The sequence below is a fragment of the Microbacterium commune genome, assembly GCF_014836945.1.
GTDB lineage: Bacteria > Actinomycetota > Actinomycetes > Actinomycetales > Microbacteriaceae > Microbacterium > Microbacterium commune.
The window spans coordinates 1,479,290-1,494,981 of sequence record NZ_JACSPX010000001.1 but is presented as its reverse complement, the minus strand read 5'-3'; the positions used below and the strand labels follow the sequence as shown (position 1 = coordinate 1,494,981).

Annotated in this window: 17 protein-coding genes; 10 read left to right on the top strand and 7 right to left on the bottom strand. The window is 70.3% G+C overall.

Features of this window, described 5'->3' with window-relative positions:
• Positions 1–97 precede the first annotated feature (97 nt).
• The 3 genes from H9633_RS06920 to H9633_RS06910 are packed head-to-tail and all read right to left on the bottom strand — an operon-like array spanning position 98 to position 2,784.
• Positions 98–517 (bottom strand): RbsD/FucU family protein, encoded by a 420-nt coding sequence (locus tag H9633_RS06920; RefSeq protein WP_191712570.1) that lies wholly within the window; start codon positions 515–517, stop codon positions 98–100.
• Positions 518–536: 19 nt separating this feature from the next.
• The gene (locus H9633_RS06915; RefSeq protein ID WP_071640512.1) at positions 537–1,502 is read right to left on the bottom strand and encodes an aldo/keto reductase; all 966 of its coding nucleotides are present in this window, start codon (positions 1,500–1,502) and stop codon (positions 537–539) included.
• Positions 1,489–2,784 (bottom strand): L-fuconate dehydratase, encoded by a 1,296-nt coding sequence (locus H9633_RS06910; RefSeq protein ID WP_191712569.1) that lies wholly within the window; start codon positions 2,782–2,784, stop codon positions 1,489–1,491. The genes H9633_RS06915 and H9633_RS06910 overlap by 14 nt, the downstream gene beginning before the upstream one ends.
• Positions 2,785–2,906: 122 nt before the next feature.
• On the opposite strand from H9633_RS06910, the gene H9633_RS06905 reads away from it, so the two are divergent.
• The 3 genes from H9633_RS06905 to H9633_RS06895 all read left to right on the top strand — a co-directional run bounded on the left by H9633_RS06905 (position 2,907) and on the right by H9633_RS06895 (position 5,695).
• A complete protein-coding gene (locus tag H9633_RS06905) occupies positions 2,907–3,767 on the top strand; it encodes a fumarylacetoacetate hydrolase family protein (protein WP_191712568.1) in 861 nt (286 codons plus the stop codon).
• Positions 3,764–4,516, top strand: coding sequence for an SDR family NAD(P)-dependent oxidoreductase (locus tag H9633_RS06900; protein WP_191712567.1), 753 nt, complete (start codon positions 3,764–3,766; stop codon positions 4,514–4,516). Before H9633_RS06905 ends, H9633_RS06900 begins: the two co-directional genes overlap by 4 nt.
• A 150-nt stretch (positions 4,517–4,666) precedes the next feature.
• The gene (locus tag H9633_RS06895) at positions 4,667–5,695 is read left to right on the top strand and encodes a type IV toxin-antitoxin system AbiEi family antitoxin domain-containing protein (RefSeq protein WP_191712566.1); all 1,029 of its coding nucleotides are present in this window, start codon (positions 4,667–4,669) and stop codon (positions 5,693–5,695) included.
• Positions 5,696–5,800: 105 nt separating this feature from the next.
• Here H9633_RS06895 and H9633_RS06890 read toward each other — a convergent pair whose 3' ends face one another.
• Positions 5,801–6,679 (bottom strand): amidohydrolase family protein, encoded by an 879-nt coding sequence (locus H9633_RS06890; protein WP_191712565.1) that lies wholly within the window; start codon positions 6,677–6,679, stop codon positions 5,801–5,803.
• 55 nt (positions 6,680–6,734) lie between these two features.
• On the opposite strand from H9633_RS06890, the gene H9633_RS06885 reads away from it, so the two are divergent.
• Positions 6,735–7,415: a FadR/GntR family transcriptional regulator gene (locus H9633_RS06885; RefSeq protein ID WP_191712564.1), complete on the top strand. Its 681-nt coding sequence runs from the start codon at positions 6,735–6,737 to the stop codon at positions 7,413–7,415.
• A 191-nt stretch (positions 7,416–7,606) separates the two neighbouring features.
• Here H9633_RS06885 and H9633_RS06880 read toward each other — a convergent pair whose 3' ends face one another.
• On the bottom strand, positions 7,607–8,263 hold the full coding sequence (locus tag H9633_RS06880; RefSeq protein ID WP_071644797.1) for a transaldolase family protein: 657 nt from the start codon (positions 8,261–8,263) through the stop codon (positions 7,607–7,609).
• A gap of 113 nt (positions 8,264–8,376) precedes the next feature.
• Between H9633_RS06880 and H9633_RS06875 the strand changes: the two genes are divergently transcribed.
• Genes H9633_RS06875 through H9633_RS06855 form a run of 5 tightly spaced genes read left to right on the top strand, consistent with a single transcriptional unit; the run spans position 8,377 to position 12,215 of the window.
• Positions 8,377–9,351, top strand: coding sequence for a ribokinase (locus H9633_RS06875; RefSeq protein WP_191712563.1), 975 nt, complete (start codon positions 8,377–8,379; stop codon positions 9,349–9,351).
• A gap of 26 nt (positions 9,352–9,377) precedes the next feature.
• Positions 9,378–9,776: a D-ribose pyranase gene (rbsD, locus tag H9633_RS06870; protein WP_071644799.1), complete on the top strand. Its 399-nt coding sequence runs from the start codon at positions 9,378–9,380 to the stop codon at positions 9,774–9,776.
• A 7-nt stretch (positions 9,777–9,783) separates the two neighbouring features.
• Entirely contained in the window at positions 9,784–10,587 is an 804-nt protein-coding gene (locus H9633_RS06865) for a GntR family transcriptional regulator (RefSeq protein WP_191712562.1), read from the top strand.
• A gap of 50 nt (positions 10,588–10,637) precedes the next feature.
• Complete coding sequence (locus H9633_RS06860; protein ID WP_191712561.1) at positions 10,638–11,687, top strand: PLP-dependent cysteine synthase family protein; 1,050 nt, start codon at positions 10,638–10,640, stop codon at positions 11,685–11,687.
• A gap of 18 nt (positions 11,688–11,705) precedes the next feature.
• On the top strand, positions 11,706–12,215 hold the full coding sequence (locus tag H9633_RS06855) for a glycine cleavage system protein R (RefSeq protein WP_191712560.1): 510 nt from the start codon (positions 11,706–11,708) through the stop codon (positions 12,213–12,215).
• Positions 12,216–12,349: 134 nt separating this feature from the next.
• Here H9633_RS06855 and H9633_RS06850 read toward each other — a convergent pair whose 3' ends face one another.
• Together H9633_RS06850 and H9633_RS06845 are read right to left on the bottom strand one after the other, a co-directional pair.
• Positions 12,350–13,363 (bottom strand): aldo/keto reductase family protein, encoded by a 1,014-nt coding sequence (locus H9633_RS06850; RefSeq protein ID WP_071644806.1) that lies wholly within the window; start codon positions 13,361–13,363, stop codon positions 12,350–12,352.
• A 152-nt stretch (positions 13,364–13,515) separates the two neighbouring features.
• Positions 13,516–15,108: a DUF4407 domain-containing protein gene (locus H9633_RS06845; RefSeq protein ID WP_191712559.1), complete on the bottom strand. Its 1,593-nt coding sequence runs from the start codon at positions 15,106–15,108 to the stop codon at positions 13,516–13,518.
• A 104-nt stretch (positions 15,109–15,212) separates the two neighbouring features.
• Between H9633_RS06845 and H9633_RS06840 the strand changes: the two genes are divergently transcribed.
• Entirely contained in the window at positions 15,213–15,686 is a 474-nt protein-coding gene (locus H9633_RS06840; RefSeq protein WP_191712558.1) for a SixA phosphatase family protein, read from the top strand.
• Positions 15,687–15,692 lie beyond the last annotated feature (6 nt).

Sequence of the window (15,692 nt, the reverse complement as noted above, 5' to 3'; positions counted from 1 at the left end):
AGGGGCGGGTTCGGTGTCGGCGGCGGCGTGAGCGGCGGCGGCCGCCAGGCGGGCAACGGCGGCGGCCGCCAGGCGGGCAACGGCGGCGGGGGCCGGGTCAGGCGGACGGATGGCCGACCACGCCCTTGCGCAGCAGGGCATTGCCGTACTTGCGGGTCTCGCCGGTGCGCACCATCAGATACGCGCCCTTCGCGACGTCGTAGTACGCGAAGCGCTCGACGAAACCCGTCGTCTGCAGCGTCGTGCCGGCCGCAGTCATCAGCTCGCGCTGCACGTCGAGCACCTCCCCGTCCGCCGACTCCATGAGGTCCATACCGGGGGCGTCGTCCAGCGGCAGCACCGAACGGATCGCCGCGACCACCTCGGGGGTCGTCGTGCCCGGCAGGTCCACCACCCGCTCCCCCAGCGCCCAGGCCGGGAAGTGCGCGTCGGCGACGACCACCGCGTCGGAGTGGCCCATCCGGTCGAGGTGCAGCAGCAGCTCGCCGGTGAGCAGAGGGTTGATTCCTTCGAGCATCCGGATCTCCTTCGACGATTCAGGCGGGGATGAGTCCTTCGGCGGCGAGCTCGGCCCACAGCTCGTCGGGGATGTCGAGCGCGGCGTACTCGGCGTTCTGGCGCAGCTGCGCGGGGCGGCTGCCGCCGACGACGACCGAGCGCACCTCGGGCGCCCGCAGCGGAAACTGGATCGCCGCGGCAGGCAGCGGCACGTCGTGCGCCGCGCAGACGGCGGCGATCCGCACGAGGCGCTGCCAGAGCTCCTCCGGCAGCTGACCGTACTCGTACCGGCCGTCGCGCCGCGGCTCGCTCTGCGCGAGCAGCCCGGAGTTGAAGACGGATGCCGCGACGACCCCGGTCCCGCGCGCCGCGCACGCGGGCAGCACCTCGGCCGCCGCGGGCTGCTCGAGCAGCGTGTACCGGCCCGCGACCATGATCAGGTCGAGATCGACCTCGAGCACCGACCGCGCGAGGGCCTCCGAGACCATCGATCCGACGCCGATCGCGCGCACGATCCCGTCGGCGCGCACCGCCTCCAGGGCGGGGAAGGCCTCGGCGAGCGCCAGATCGAGGTCGTTGCGCTCGGGGTCGTGCAGATACAGCAGATCGATGCGGTCGAGACCGAGACGCTCCTGGGACTCGGCGATGCTGGCCCGGATGCCCGCCTCGGTGAAGTCCCACACCCGCTGCAGATCGTCGGGCACGTGGAAGTCGTTGGCCGTGTCGAGGCCGCCGGGAGCGTGGGCGGGGTTCGGGCGCAGCAGCCGCCCCACCTTGGTCGAGAGCACGAATTCGTCGCGCGGCTTGGTCTGCAGGAAGGCGCCGAGACGGCGCTCGCTGAGCCCCAGCCCGTAGTGCGGTGCGGTGTCGAAGTAGCGGATGCCGGCATCCCAGGCCGCCTCGAGCACCGCCCACGCCTCATCGTCGTTGAGCTCGCGGAACAGATTGCCCACGTTCGCCGCCCCGTAGCCCAGAGCGGGCAGGGCGAGGTCAGTCGATGACATGCTGGCCCGTCCAGGTGTACTTGGCGATGCTGGCGGCGTGCATCTCCATGCTCGTGCCCGGCGCCGTGGGGGCCATGTACGACCCGCCCTGGATGTCGGTGGGCACCACGAAGTGCTCGTGCAGGTGGTCGACGAATTCGATCAGACGACCTTCACGGCTGCCGCTGACGGCGACGAAGTCGAACATCGACAGGTGCTGCACGGCTTCGCACAGTCCCACGCCGCCGGCGTGCGGGCACACCGGCACGCCGAACTTGGCGGCCAGCAGCAGGTTGGCGATGTTCTCGTTCACGCCCCCGACCCGCACCGCGTCGATCTGCATGACCTTGATGGCGTCGGCCTGCAGCAGCTGCTTGAAGATCATCCGGTTCTGGGCGTGCTCGCCGGTGGCGACCCGGATGGGGGCGACGCCGCGGGCGATCTCGGCGTGGCCGAGGATGTCGTCCGGGCTGGTGGGCTCCTCGATCCAGGCGGGGTTGAACTCGGCGAGCGCGTTCACCCATTCGATCGCCTCGGACACCTCCCAGCGCTGGTTGGCGTCGATCGCGATCGGGAAGTCGGGACCGACGACCTCGCGGGCCTTGCGGAAGCGGCGGATGTCGTCGTCGAGGTCGGCGCCGACCTTGAGCTTGATCTGGGTGAAGCCGTCGGCCATCGCCTCGCGTGCGAGGCGCTCGAGCTTCTCGTCGGAGTAGCCGAGCCATCCCGGGCTGGTGGTGTATCCGGGATAGCCGGTCGCGAGCAGCTCGGCTTCGCGCTCGGCGCGTCCGGGCACGGCGGCGCGGAGGATCTCGAGCGCCTCGTCGCGGGTGAGCGCGTTGGTGAGATAGCGGAAGTCGACGAGATCGACGATCTGCTCGGGCGTCATGCGCGCCAGCAGCTGCCAGAGCGGCAGCCCGGCGCGCTTGGCCTTGATGTCCCACAGGGCGTTGATGACGGCGCCGATGGCCATGTGCATCACGCCCTTCTCGGGCCCGAGCCAGCGAAGCTGCGAGTCGCCGATGATGTCGCGGAAGGTGCCGCCCATGTCGTCGAGCAGCGGCTCGATCTCGCGGCCCACGAGGTGGCCGGCGAGCGCGTCGATCGCGGCGACCTGCACATCGTTGCCGCGGCCGATCGTGAACACGAAGGAGTGCCCGTCGATGTCGTCGCCGGCGTCGGTGCGGATGATCACGTAGGCCGCGGAGTAGTCGGGGTCGGGATTCATCGCATCCGAGCCGTCCAGGCTCAGCGACGTGGGAAAGCGGATGTCGCTGGTGTCCAGCGCGACGATACGGCTCACAGTGCTCCTTCGGGTGCGTGGGAAAGTCCGACGCAGACCCTTGGAGTGTAAACATCGGATGTCTATACTGTCAACGTGCGGGTGCCGTCTCAGCATCCGCCCGTCTGAGACGAAGGAGAATCATGAAGTTCGCACGACTCGGCGAGTCCGGAAGAGAGATCCCGGTCGTCATCGACGGTGACCGCACCTACGATCTGCGCCCCGTGACATCCGATGTGAACGGCGACTTCCTCGCCGACGACCCGGTCGGCCGCACCCGCGCAGCCCTGGACGGGGCCTCGCTGCCCGAGGTGACCGACGCCGCGGCCCTGCGCATCGGCGCGCCGATCGCCCGCCCCAGCGCGGTCATCTGCATCGGGCAGAACTACGCCGCCCACGCCCGGGAGTCGGGCTCCGAGCCGCCCACGGTGCCGATCATCTTCCTGAAGACGCCGAACACCGTCGTCGGCCCCAACGACACCGTGACCATCCCCCGCGGCAGCGAGAAGACCGACTGGGAGGTCGAGCTCGGCATCGTGATCGGCACGCGAGCGGCCTACCTCGATTCGGTCGACGAGGCCGCGGCCCACATCGCGGGCTACGTCGTCGCGAACGACGTCTCCGAGCGCGCGTTCCAGATGGAGGTGTCGGGCGGGCAGTGGTCGAAGGGCAAGATCGCCTTCGGCTTCAACCCCACCGGCCCGTGGCTGGTCACCCCCGACGAGGTGGATGTCGACAACCTGAACCTGAAGAGCTTCGTGAACGGCGAGGCACGACAGGACTCGAACACGAACGACATGATCTTCGACGTGCGCACCATCGTGCACCACCTCTCGCAGTACGTGACCCTCGAGCCCGGTGACCTCATCCTCACCGGAACCCCGCAGGGTGTCGCGTTCGGCGGCAAATTCCCCTACCTGCGTGCGGGCGACGTGGTCGAGATCGAGATCGAGGGCCTGGGCCGTCAGCGTCAGGAATTCGTGGCGTGGGAGGCGCAGCGATGAGCGGGCAGGTGGAGGGTCTCGTCGCGATCGTGACCGGCGGAGCATCCGGCATCGGCGCGGCGATCGCGCGCCGGCTGCACGAAGAAGGGGCGCAGGTGGCGGTGCTCGACCGCGACCCGTCGGGCGCCGACGAGCGCTTCGCCGCGTTCACCGCGGATGTCTCGGATCGTGCATCGGTGGATGCCGCCGTCGCCGGCGTCGCCGAGCGGTTCGGGCGCATCGACATCGTGATCAACAACGCCGGCATCGGCGCCCAGGGCGACGTCGCCGCGAACGACGACGACGAGTGGGCTCGCGTGCTCTCGATCAACGTCACCGGCATCGCCCGGGTGACCTCGGCGGCCCTGCCGTGGCTGCGCCGGTCACCGGCTGCGGCGGTGTGCAACACGGCATCCATCGCCTCGACGACCGGGCTGCCGCAGCGCGCGCTGTACTCGGCGTCGAAGGGCGCGGTCTCGGCCCTGACGCGCGCGATGGCCGCCGACCATCTGCGCGAGGGCATCCGGGTGAACGCCGTCAATCCGGGCACCGCCGACACCCCGTGGGTGGGGCGCCTGCTCGACTCGGCTGCGGACCCGGCGGCCGAGCGCGCGGCGCTCAACGCCCGCCAGCCGCACGGCCGCCTGGTCTCGGCGGACGAGGTCGCCGGCGCGGTGCTGTACCTGGTCAGTCCCGCTTCCGGTTCGACCACCGGCACGTTCATCGAGGTCGACGGCGGCATGGCCGCCCTGCGCCTGCGCCCCGAATAACCCACCCGCTTCTCGCTCCGGTATGAGTTCGTGCCGCCTGGATCGCATTCAGGCGGCACGAACTCATACCGGAGCGCGGTGGTTGCGGGCGGCTCCGGGGCGCTGTGGATAGCTCGCGCGCGCCGGCCGCGGATCTGCGAAGGTCGGCGGATGCCGAAACCTCGACCTCTCCCCGCCCAGCTGGGTGCGATCTTCAGCGTGCGGGAAGCTGCGCAGGCGGGGGTCGCTCGCTCGCGCCTTCGCCGCGGGGATCTCGAGCGCCCGTTCCGCGGCATCCGTGCCGTGCCGGCTCTCCTGGCCGCGGCCGACGCCGAGATTGAGGACGAGTCCGACGCAGAGGACCCGCCCCGAGCCGCCGAACCGGATCCGTTCACGCTCCAGGCCGAGGCGCGACGTGACCTGGTGCGCCGCTATGCGCCCCGCCTCGAGGGATCGCAGTTCATCAGTCACGAGTCAGCGGCCGCGATGTGGCACGCCCCGCTCCCGCTGACGTGGACGGATGCCGGTGCGCCGGCGTCGTCATCCGACCTGACGGTGCACGTGAGCACCTTCGGACGCGGCCACCTGATCCGCGCGGAGGGTGTCAGTGCCCACCGCGCGCGGCATCGCACCTCGCGCTACACGCACGTCGAGCGCATCCCGGTCGCCGATCCCGCGACGACGTGGGCCAGCCTCGGGCATCTTCCGCTGGTCGATCTGGTCGCCCTGGGCGACTACTTCTGCAGGGTCTGGCGTGCCGGGTACGGTCGGCCGCGCGCGGGCACGCCCCCGTTGTCGACCGTCGCACGCCTGCAGGCGGCGATCGATGCCGGCCGCAGGACGGGCATCCGTCGGCTTCGGGAGGCGGTCGAACTCATCCGTGAGGATTCGTGGTCTCCTCGGGAGTCGGCTGTGCGCTGCCATCTCGTGTTCGCCGGCCTGCCCGAGCCGGTGCTGAATCAGGATGTCTACGACGAGCACGGCCGGTTCGTCGCCTGCGCCGATCTGGCATACCCCGAGCGGAAGGTAGCGATCGAGTACCAGGGCGTGCTGCACGCGAACAGCTACGCCGCCGATGTCGAGCGCCTCGCCCGCCTGCGGGCGGCGGGGTGGGTGGTGATCGAGGTCACGGCGACGCTGCTCGCCGACCCTCGGATGCTCGTCGAACGCGTCAGCGCGGCGCTGCGCGCCCGCCCCTGACGCCGCTCGTCGGCGACCCCGCGACCCGCTTCTCGCTCCGGTATGAGTTTGTGCCGCCTGAACGGCGCCGACGCGGCACGAACTCATACCGGAGCGAAGAGCGGGTCAGTGGATGCGGTAAAACGCGAGCGCGTTCGACCAGAAGACCCGGTCGGTGTCGAGGCCGCGCGCAGCAGCCCAGTCGCGCGCGGTGCGGAACCACGCGTCGCGTCCGCCGGAGACGTAGCGGTCTCCGGCGGCATCGCCGGTATCCACCGAGGACACCGGCCAGTCGCTGCCCCACATCAGTCGATCCTCGCCGAACACCTCAGCGGCCGCATCGAGGAACGGCACCATCCGGGCCGCGTCGATCACACCGTCGGCCTCGGCCGGCAGCCCCGACAGCTTGACGTGCACGTTCGGGTGCTCCGCCAGAAGGCGCAGGTCGCGCGCCCAGTCCGCAGCCGGGCGAAGCGACTCCGCCGCTGTGCCGAGCGCCGGCTTGCCGAGGTGATCGAGCACGATGGGCAGACCCGGAACCGCATCGGCCAACGCAATGACGTCGGGGATCTGGTGGGCGCGCACGCAGGCGTCGAAGGTGAGCCCCCGGTCGGCCAGTTCACGGGCACCCGCGATGAAGACATCCGTGCGGGCGAATCCGTCGGGCTCGCCCTGCAGCAGGTGCCGCACCCCGACGACGCGGTCGAACTCCGCCAGCGCATCGAGGTGGTCGCCGAGCCCCTGCGGCCGGTGCAGACGGGCGTCGGCGACGATGCCGAACACCCCTGTCGCGGGCGCGATCGAGTCCACCCAGCGCACCTCGTCCAGCGCCTGCTCTTCCACGGCGGCGGCTTGGACGAACACGGCGATCTGCTCTGCGGCATCCGCGATGGGCGCGGCGAGCAGCTCCGCCGTGGCATAGCGCGCATCGAGGGCGCCGGCGAGCCAGGGATAGTGGAGAACAGTCGGATCCCAGAGATGCAGATGGCTGTCGACGACGCGCATGCTCCCATCCTCACACGCCCGCTTCAGACATCCGATCAATGATTAGGATGAGCGCATGGCAGTCACCGATGAGGCGATCCAGAAGATCAAGGCGATGATCGTCTCGGGCGAGCTCGCCCCCGGCGACCGGCTCCCGCCCGAGAAGGAGCTCTCCGAGCGTCTGGGCCTCTCGCGCAATTCGATGCGCGAGGCGGTGAAGGCCCTCGAGGTGATCCGTGTTCTCGACGTGCGCCGCGGAGACGGCACCTACGTCACCAGCCTCGAACCGCACCTGCTGCTCGAAGCGATCAGCTTCGTCGTCGACATGCACGACGACGACTCGCTGCTGGAGCTGTTCGCCGTGCGCCGGATGCTGGAATCGCAGGCCACCGGTCTCGCCGCCGGCAACGCCACCGCCGAGGAAGCGCAGGGACTGATCGACGAGATCTCTTCGATCGATCCGGGCACCGTGTCGATCGATGACCTGGTCGCGCATGACATCCGCTTCCACCGCGAGATCGTCAGGCTCACCCGCAACGGCTATCTCGCGAGCCTGATCGACAGCCTCAGCAGCCAGACGATCCGCGCCCGGGTGTGGCGCGGGGTCACCGAGCAGGGCGCGGTCGATCGCACGCTCTCAGAGCACCGCGCGATCGCCGAGGCCATCGCCGCGCACGACTCGGCCTTGGCCACGTCTCTGGCGACGGCGCACGTCGCCGGCGTCGAGCGCTGGCTGCGCCAGGCGGCCAACGCCTGACCCGGCGGCCCGTCCCCTCCGGCGAACACCCCCGCCACTCGCTCCGGTATGAGTTGGTGCCGCCCGATTCCGCTTTAGGCGACCGAAACTCATACCGGAGCGAGAAGCGGGTCGGCAGTCGAGAAGCGGGTCGGCAGTCGAGAAGCGGGTCGACGGAGCGAGAAGCGGGCCGGCGGTCGAGGGGGGCGGGGTCAGGCGCCGAGGCGCACCATCGCGGCGTCGAACTCGGCCGCCGAGGATTCGCTGACCTCGTGGAACAGCAGTTCGTCGAGCACGTCGGGCGCGGCGGTGAAATACGGCACGCCCAGCTCGCGCAGTCCGACGATGTCATCGGCGCTGCGCAGGCTCGCGGCCAGCACATCCGTGCCGCTGCCCTCGCACACCGCCTGCATCCGCCGGATCAGATCCGCGCCGTCCAGGCCGGCATCGCGCATCCGTCCGAGGTAAGGCGCGATGTAGCGCACGCCGATGCTCGCGCACGCGAGTGCCTGCGCGACCGAATACACCGCCGTGACGAGCACCGAAGCACCGTCGCGTACCAGGGCGGATGCTGCGGCGAAGCCCTCGGCGGTCGCCGGCACCTTCACAGCGACGCGGTCTCCCAGCGCGCGGATGCCGTCGGCGTTGCGCAGGAAGGATGCCGCGTCGCCGCCCCAGGTCTGGAAGAACACCTCGTCGGCGCCCTCGTCGACCCAGCGTCGGTAGAGCTCGGGGATGGCAGCGGCATCCCGCCCGCCACGCTCGAGGATCGTGGGATTCGTGGTGACGCCGTGCACCACTCCGGCGGCGAGCAGCCTGCCGACGCGATCGACATCGGCACTGTCCACGTACAGCCGCGGAGCTGTCATCGGTTCTCCTCCCGTCAACCTGTCGTTACAGGTTTGCACTCGGCTAATGTTATGACAGCATCCGTCGGCGTCCAAAGACAGCCGGACGCCGAGACGACGACGATCGGACCACCATGACCCCCGCCCCGACCTCCCGCACCGGCGTCGTGATCGTCGGCAGCGTCACCGCTGACGTGACCACCTTCTCGCAGCGCCTCCCCGCGCGCGGAGAGACCATCCTCGGCGATCAGTTCACTCTGCTGCTGGGTGGCAAGGGCGCGAACCAGGCGGTCGCCGCGGGTCTCGCGGGAGCCCGCACGAGCTTCGTCGGATGCGTGGGCGACGATCTCTTCCACGACCTCGTCGTCGACGGACTCAGCAGCGCCGGCGTCGACCTCACGCACCTGCGCACCGTGCCGGGGCCGACCGGCATCGCCCACATCCGCGTCGACGCGTCGGCGCAGAACGACATCGTGATGGTGCCGCTCGCCAACGCGCAGCTGTCGGAGGAGCAGATCGACGCCGCCCTCGCCGCGCTCGCCCCCACGACGTCGGTGCTGCTCACCCAGCTCGAGACTCCGGCCTCGCTGACTCTGCACATCACCTCCCGCGCGCGCGAGCACGGCATGACCGTCGTGCTCGACCCGGCGCCGGCGGCCCCGCTGGATGCCGCGGTGTGGCGCAACATCGACATCGTCACTCCGAACGAGACCGAGGCGACGCTGCTCAGCGGCATCGAGGTCACCGACGCGGCATCGGCCGAGCGGGCCGGACGCTGGTTCCTCGAGCAGGGTGTCGGCGCCGCGGTGATCACCATGGCCGAGAAGGGGTCGTGCGTCGTGACCGTCGAGGGCGTCGCATTCATCGCGCCGATCCCCGTCTCGCCGGTCGACACCACGGCTGCGGGCGACGCCTACGCCGGCTACCTGGGCGCAGCACTCGCCGAGGGCTGGAGCCTGACCGAGGCCACCCGCCTGGCCAGTGCCGCCGGGGCGATCACCGTGACCCGGCAGGGAGCATCGCCGAGCCTGCCGCACCGCGGCGAGGTCGACGCGCTGCTCGCCGCACACCCCGAGGCAGCGCCGGCGCCCGTCCCGGCGTCGAACTGACCGCACCCGACGCCGGAGGAAAGACGATGCGCAAGACGAACACCACCATCAACCCCGCCCTGTCCCGGGTGATCAGCGAGACCGGGCACACCGACCTCATCGTCGTCACCGACGCGGGCCTGCCCATCCCTCCGGACGCCGAGCGCATCGATCTGGCCTACCGCCCCGGCGCTCCCGCCTTCCTCGACGTGCTCGACACGGTGCTGGCGGAGCTGGTCGTCGAGGGCGCGACGGTCTCGGCCGAGGTCGCCGAGATCAGCCCGCACGTGCTCGAGGCGCTGCGAGAGCGTCTTCCCGGCATCGAGATCGAGCTCGTGCCGCATGTCGAGTTCAAGACCCGCACCCGCGCCGCCCGCGCCTTCGTGCGCTCGGGCGAGTTCACCCCGTACGCCAACGTGATCCTGCACGCCGGTGTCGCGTACTGAGCCGCGCATGAGCACCGTCCCTTCCTCCGCCACGCCCGGCGTCGTCGTCGACGGCATCGATCGCGACGCGACCGCCCCGATGTACGACCAGCTGCGCCAGCTGATCCTCGACGGCATCACCCGCGACGGCCTGCAGCCGGGCGACCCCCTGCCCGGAGAGCACCGCCTGTGCGAGCAGTACGGCATCTCGCGCACGGTGGTGCGTCAGGCGCTGGCGCAGCTCGAACACGAGGGTGTGGTCGAGCGCATCAAGGGCAAGGGCACCTTCGTCGCCCGCCCGCGCACGAGCGAGTCGCTCGTGCACACGCTGGTCGGGCTGTTCGACGAGGTGCAGCGCCGCGGGGGCCACGTGCGCAGCGAGGTGCTGCGGCACGAGGTGATCGACGCGGATGCCGAGGTCGCGGCCGCCCTGGAGCTGGAGCCGGGCGAGCCCGTGGTCATACTCACCCGACTGCGCCATGTCGACGGCCAGGCGTGGTCGCTGTCGACGACGTGGATGCCCCTCGCCGTCGGCGAGCCGACGCTCGGAGTGGACCTGCAAGATTCCTCGCTGTACGCCCTGCTGGCCGCGAACGGCGTGGTGGCGACGCACGGCGTCCGCTCCGCCGAGGCCACGGTGGCCACGCATGAGCAGGCGACGCAGCTGGGCGTGAGCGCCGGCTCGGCGCTGCTGCGTCTGCGCAGCGTCAGCCGCGACGCGTCGGGCCGGCCGATCGAGTTCTTCATCGCCTACCACCGCGGCGATCGCTCGCGCTTCGAGTTCCGCCTCGGCACCGACAGCTCGCAGGGCGCGCTGGTACACGTGCCCTGACGGCATCCGGTTCCTCCGGCTTCGCCCGCGCGCACCGCTACCCTCGGATCATGAGCGATTGGGTCAGTTCCGCCATCCAGGTGCTCGAGGCGGACGCCAACCGCTCGGCCGACACGCACCTGCATCTGTTCCCCCTTCCGGCCGACTGGGGCATCGACCTGTACCTGAAGGACGAGTCCGTGCATCCGACCGGCTCACTCAAGCACCGTCTCGCCCGCTCGCTGATCCTCTACGGGCTGGTCAATGGCCTGATCGATGAGGACACGACGCTCGTCGAGTCCTCGAGCGGGTCGACGGCGGTCTCCGAGGCCTATTTCGCCCGGATGCTCGGACTGAACTTCATCACCGTCGTTCCGCGGTCGACCAGCCAGGAGAAGATCGACCTCATCGAGTTCTACGGGGGAGGGTGCCACTTCGTCGAGCATGCCGAGCAGATCTCACCTGAGGCGCGGCGCCTCGCGGCCGGATGCCACGGCCACTACCTCGACCAGTTCACCTTCGCCGAGCGCGCGACCGACTGGCGCGGCAACAACAACATCGCCGAGAGCGTCTTCAGCCAGCTGTCGCAGGAGCGGCATCCCATCCCCCGCTGGATCGTCGTCGGCGCCGGCACCGGCGGCACGAGCGCCACCTTCGGCCGCTACGTGCGATACCGCCGTCACGCGACCGAGGTCGCCGTGGTCGACCCCGAGGGCTCGGCGTTCTACGCCGCCTGGCGCGGCGACCGGGATGCCGTCGGCACGCCCTCGATGATCGAGGGCATCGGCCGCCCCCGCATGGAGCCGTCGTTCGTGCCGAGCGTCATCGACGAGATGATCGTCGTCCCCGACGCGGCATCCGTTGCCGCGATCCGCCTGCTGCGCGAGCGCACGCTGCACCTGACCGGCGGATCCACCGGCACCAACCTGTACGGCGCCTTCGAGCTGATCAGCCGGATGCGCGATGCCGGCGAGACCGGCAGCGTCGTCACGCTCATCTGCGACAGCGGCATCCGCTACACCCAGACCTACTACGACGACGATTGGGTCGCCGCGCAGGGCTGGGATCTGACGCCGCATCTCGAGAGGATGCAGCGCTTCCTCGATGGCGGCGCCTGGTGAGAGCGCTACGCTGAGCGCATGACCACGCTCATCCTCACGGTCGCGGGAGCGGATCGGCCCGGGCTCGTCTCGACGGTCGCCGACGTCGTCGCCGCGCACGGCGGAAACTGGGAGAACAGCCAGCTCGCAGAGCTCGCCGGCACCTTCGCGGGGGTGATCGAGATCTCGGTCGCCGACGATCGCGTCGCTGCCCTGCGAAGCGATCTCGACGCGCTCGAGGGGATGCTCGCGGTCACCGTCCACGCGGGCGCCGACGCCCCGGCATCCGGCCCCGCGCAGCGCATCTCGATCAGCGTGCTCGGCAACGACCGCGCAGGCATCGTGCGGGAGATCTCCGGTGTGCTGAGCGCTCACGCACTGAGCATCGAGAGCATGACCACGCAGACCCGGGACGCCGCGATGGCCGGGGGCCGGCTGTTCGAGTCATCCGTCACCGCCACACTGCCGGTATCCGCCGATCTCGAGGCGCTGCGCGCCGACATCGAGCGGCTCACGCACGACCTGCAGGTCGACATCACCGTGCTCTGACCCGATCCGAGCCGCATGCCCGCCGCGCAACCGCGCCAAGGACCCGCAGATCGACGGATGCTCGCGCCTCGGTGCGCTGTTCCGCGTGCTCGTGCCCGCGATGACCCCGGGGCCCTTTCGTGAGAGCGTGCGGGTCAGACCAGGCGGGTCTTCGGCGACACGTCGTAGGTGTCCAGCGGGTCGGTGTTCGCGACGTCGCCCAGGGCCTCGTCGATCGCCGACATCACGTCGGCGCCGAGGCGCACACCGGAGGCCTTGACGGTCTCGGCCAGCTGCTCGGGGCGCGACGCGCCCACCAGGGCGGCGGCGACGTTCGGGTTCTGCAGCACCCACGCGATCGCGAGCTGCGGCATCGACAGACCCGCATCCGCCGCGATCGGCTTGAGCTTCTGCACGGCCTCGAGGATGTCGTCCTGCAGCAGGCGCTTGATGAAGTCGGCGCCGGAGTGCGGGTCGGTCGCGCGCGAGCCGTCGGGCACGGGCTGGCCGGGCAGGTACTTGCCGCTGAGCACACCCTGCGCCATCGGCGACCACACGATCTGCGAGATGCCGAGGCTCTCGGATGTGGGCACCACCTTGCCCTCGATCACGCGGTGCAGCATCGAGTACTGCGGCTGGTTCGAGATCAGCTGGAAGCCGAGCTGACGCGACAGCGCGTGACCCTCGCGCAGCTGCTCCGCGGTCCACTCCGAGACGCCGATGTAGAGCGCCTTGCCCTGGCGGACGACGTCGGCGAACGCCTGCATCGTCTCCTCGAGTGGGGTCTCGTAGTCGAAGCGGTGCGCCTGGTAGAGGTCGACGTAGTCGGTGCCGAGCCGCTGCAGGGAGCCGTCGATCGACTCGAAGATGTGCTTGCGGCTCAGCCCGGTGTCGTTGGGCCCCATCGGGCCGGTCGGGAAGTACACCTTGGTGAAGATCTCGAGACCGGCGCGACGCTGACCTGCGAGCGCCTTACCGAGCACGACCTCTGCTGCCGTGTTCGCATAGGTGTCGGCGGTGTCGAAGGTGGTGATCCCGGCATCCAGCGCGGCATGGACGGTGGCGACGGCGGCGTCGTCATCGACCTGCGACGCGTGCGTCACCCAGTTGCCGTAGGTGATCTCAGATACCTTGAGACCACTGTTTCCGAGATAGCGATAGTTGACCATGAGTACAACGCTATCCGTGATCGGGCGCGCTGCAGATCCAAGCGTCAAACCTTGACAGCAGCCGGGTCAGGCCCCGTCATCCTCAGCGAGAGCACCACCGTCGCGGCGGCCGCACCGAGGGTCGCCCTGGTGCCCGCCATGGCGCCATCATGTCAGACGGAGGCGGTCTCGCGGATGTCGGCGCGGGTGATCGGCGCGGTGGGCGCCGGATCCGCAGACGGGACTCCGGATGCCGGGGATCGGCCCGCAGTGGCATCCGCTGCGGTCACGATCGCCGCCCTGTCTCGGAACCCCTCTGCGGTCACGCGATCGAGCTCGACCTGCCTGCGGATCGAGCGGGCCTTCTCGTACAGCGAGGGGTCGCCCCAGCTGGTGAGCACCTTCACGAGCACGGGCAGCAGTTCGATCATGAAGAACAGCGCCGCGATGAGCCAATGTGCCCAGAAGATGGTGGGCTCCTTCTCGCCGAGGCGGTTGAGCCCGGTGATCTGGCTGAGCAGGCCGACGGCACCGGCGTTGCCCTGCGCGATCGCGTCGGCCCGGGTGTTGTATGCATCGAGCGCCTGCTCATAGGTCTTCTTCGCAGCGGGCAGCTGATCCTTCGCCTGCTCGCGGTTGGTGGCCTCGGAGGCCGCGGTGTTCGCCTGCGCTCCCGTCTCGGCTGCCGAGAGGTCGTCGTTGGCCGAACGAAGCTGGGCGGCGAGCGCGTCGTAGGTCTGCTGGGCCTGAGCGAGCTGCGCCTTCGCGGCGTCGGAGCTCGAGCCCTGACCGTTCACCCCGGTGCAGCCAGGCACGGTGCCCGCGCCCTCTCCGGTCAGCTCGCACTGGTACAGCGCACGGGCGGAGTCGATGACCTTCTGCTGCTCGGCGATCTTGGCGGTGAGCTCATCGACCGTCGCCTGCGCCGCTGCGGTGGTGGCCGAGCCGGAGTCGGTGCCGGCGACGACACCGGTCGCAGCCTGGTTCTCGAGAGCGGCGACGCGCTCGGTCGCCGCGTCCAGGGCCTTCTTCTCGGGCCCCTTCTCGAGGGCGTCCTGATCGGACTGCGACTGGGTGATGTTGGTGGATGCCACCTCGCGAGCGATGTCGTTGTGGAACACCTGCAGCACGAGCGGCTCGGCGACGAGGAACCCGATCAGCGCCGCCATCGCCACACGCGGCAGGGCCAGAGCGAGCATCTTGCCCACGTTGCGGGTCGAGGACATCGTCGACGTGAGGAAGCGGTCGAGGTTGAAGATGATGGCCGCCCACACGATCGCGAGCGGCACGGCCGCCCAGATCGCGACCTGCACTCCGGTGGTCAGCGCGAACATCATCGAGATGGCCGAGACCAGCGCGGTGCCCACCAGCACGAAGAACATCTGCACGAAACGGGGCGTCTCGCCGGGCACGCGATCGAGGATCTCACCCTCGGCACCGCCGAGGATGGCCATCGTGCGCAGGCGCGATCCGGGGGTTCGCGGGCGACGCTCGCGGGTCGGGCGCGGTGCGCGCGTCGGCTGACGCGGCCGGCGCGGCTCGATCGGGCGGTCGTCGGATGCCGCGGGCGCGGCGTCGTCGATCACCGCGGTCGGGTGCGTCTCGGGCCCGTCGTCGTGCGCGCGCTCCGGCTCTGCGCCGGTCGGCTCGTACTGACGCAGGAAATCGAGGTCTTCGTCGGTGACCGCGCCTTGGGGAGCGTCGGACTCGAACGAGATCCGCCCCTGGGAATCCATCCGGCCAGGGCGATGTGCGGAATAGGACATCCCTCCAGACTAGGAAATCGTGGCTGTGCGACCGCCGGATGCTCCCTGCGAGCCGCTCCCAGAATGGGGTGCGGCGAGCGATCGCGGATGCCAGGCTGGACGCCATGAAGACCCTCCTGCTCGCCCGGCACGCCAAGTCCGACTGGGGCGATCCGTCGGTGCGCGACCACGACCGTCCCCTCAACGCGCGGGGCACGCGCGACGCGCCGGCCATGGCACGGCGACTTCTCGCGGAGGGCGTGCGAGTGCAGCACATCGTCGCGAGCACGGCGCTGCGCGCGCGCGCGACGGCCGACGAGTACGCCGCCGTGTTCCGCATGGAGGTGGCCGACGAGCCCGCGCTCTACGCCGCGTCGGCGCGCACCATCCTGTCGGTCGCCGCTGCGCTGCCCGACGATGTCGACGTCGCGATGCTCGTCGGACACAACCCCGGAATGGCGGATGCCGTGGCCGACCTCACCGGCGAGTTCGTGGACCTCCCGACCTGCGCCGTCGTGGAATGCGCGGTCGACGTCGACGCGTGGGCGGAGCTGATCGAGGGATCCGGTCGGCTGCTCCGTCGGCGCACACCGCGGTAGCCGGGA

Coding starts and splice junctions, on each gene's coding strand:
- H9633_RS06920 (WP_191712570.1), bottom strand. CDS start 517: ATGCTCGAAGGAATCAACCCTCTGCTCACCGGCGAGCTGCTGCTGCAC.
- H9633_RS06915 (WP_071640512.1), bottom strand. CDS start 1,502: ATGTCATCGACTGACCTCGCCCTGCCCGCTCTGGGCTACGGGGCGGCG.
- H9633_RS06905 (WP_191712568.1), top strand. CDS start 2,907: ATGAAGTTCGCACGACTCGGCGAGTCCGGAAGAGAGATCCCGGTCGTC.
- H9633_RS06900 (WP_191712567.1), top strand. CDS start 3,764: ATGAGCGGGCAGGTGGAGGGTCTCGTCGCGATCGTGACCGGCGGAGCA.
- H9633_RS06895 (WP_191712566.1), top strand. CDS start 4,667: ATGCCGAAACCTCGACCTCTCCCCGCCCAGCTGGGTGCGATCTTCAGC.
- H9633_RS06890 (WP_191712565.1), bottom strand. CDS start 6,679: ATGCGCGTCGTCGACAGCCATCTGCATCTCTGGGATCCGACTGTTCTC.
- H9633_RS06885 (WP_191712564.1), top strand. CDS start 6,735: ATGGCAGTCACCGATGAGGCGATCCAGAAGATCAAGGCGATGATCGTC.
- H9633_RS06880 (WP_071644797.1), bottom strand. CDS start 8,263: ATGACAGCTCCGCGGCTGTACGTGGACAGTGCCGATGTCGATCGCGTC.
- H9633_RS06875 (WP_191712563.1), top strand. CDS start 8,377: ATGACCCCCGCCCCGACCTCCCGCACCGGCGTCGTGATCGTCGGCAGC.
- rbsD (WP_071644799.1), top strand. CDS start 9,378: ATGCGCAAGACGAACACCACCATCAACCCCGCCCTGTCCCGGGTGATC.
- H9633_RS06865 (WP_191712562.1), top strand. CDS start 9,784: ATGAGCACCGTCCCTTCCTCCGCCACGCCCGGCGTCGTCGTCGACGGC.
- H9633_RS06860 (WP_191712561.1), top strand. CDS start 10,638: ATGAGCGATTGGGTCAGTTCCGCCATCCAGGTGCTCGAGGCGGACGCC.
- H9633_RS06855 (WP_191712560.1), top strand. CDS start 11,706: ATGACCACGCTCATCCTCACGGTCGCGGGAGCGGATCGGCCCGGGCTC.
- H9633_RS06850 (WP_071644806.1), bottom strand. CDS start 13,363: ATGGTCAACTATCGCTATCTCGGAAACAGTGGTCTCAAGGTATCTGAG.
- H9633_RS06845 (WP_191712559.1), bottom strand. CDS start 15,108: ATGTCCTATTCCGCACATCGCCCTGGCCGGATGGATTCCCAGGGGCGG.
- H9633_RS06840 (WP_191712558.1), top strand. CDS start 15,213: ATGAAGACCCTCCTGCTCGCCCGGCACGCCAAGTCCGACTGGGGCGAT.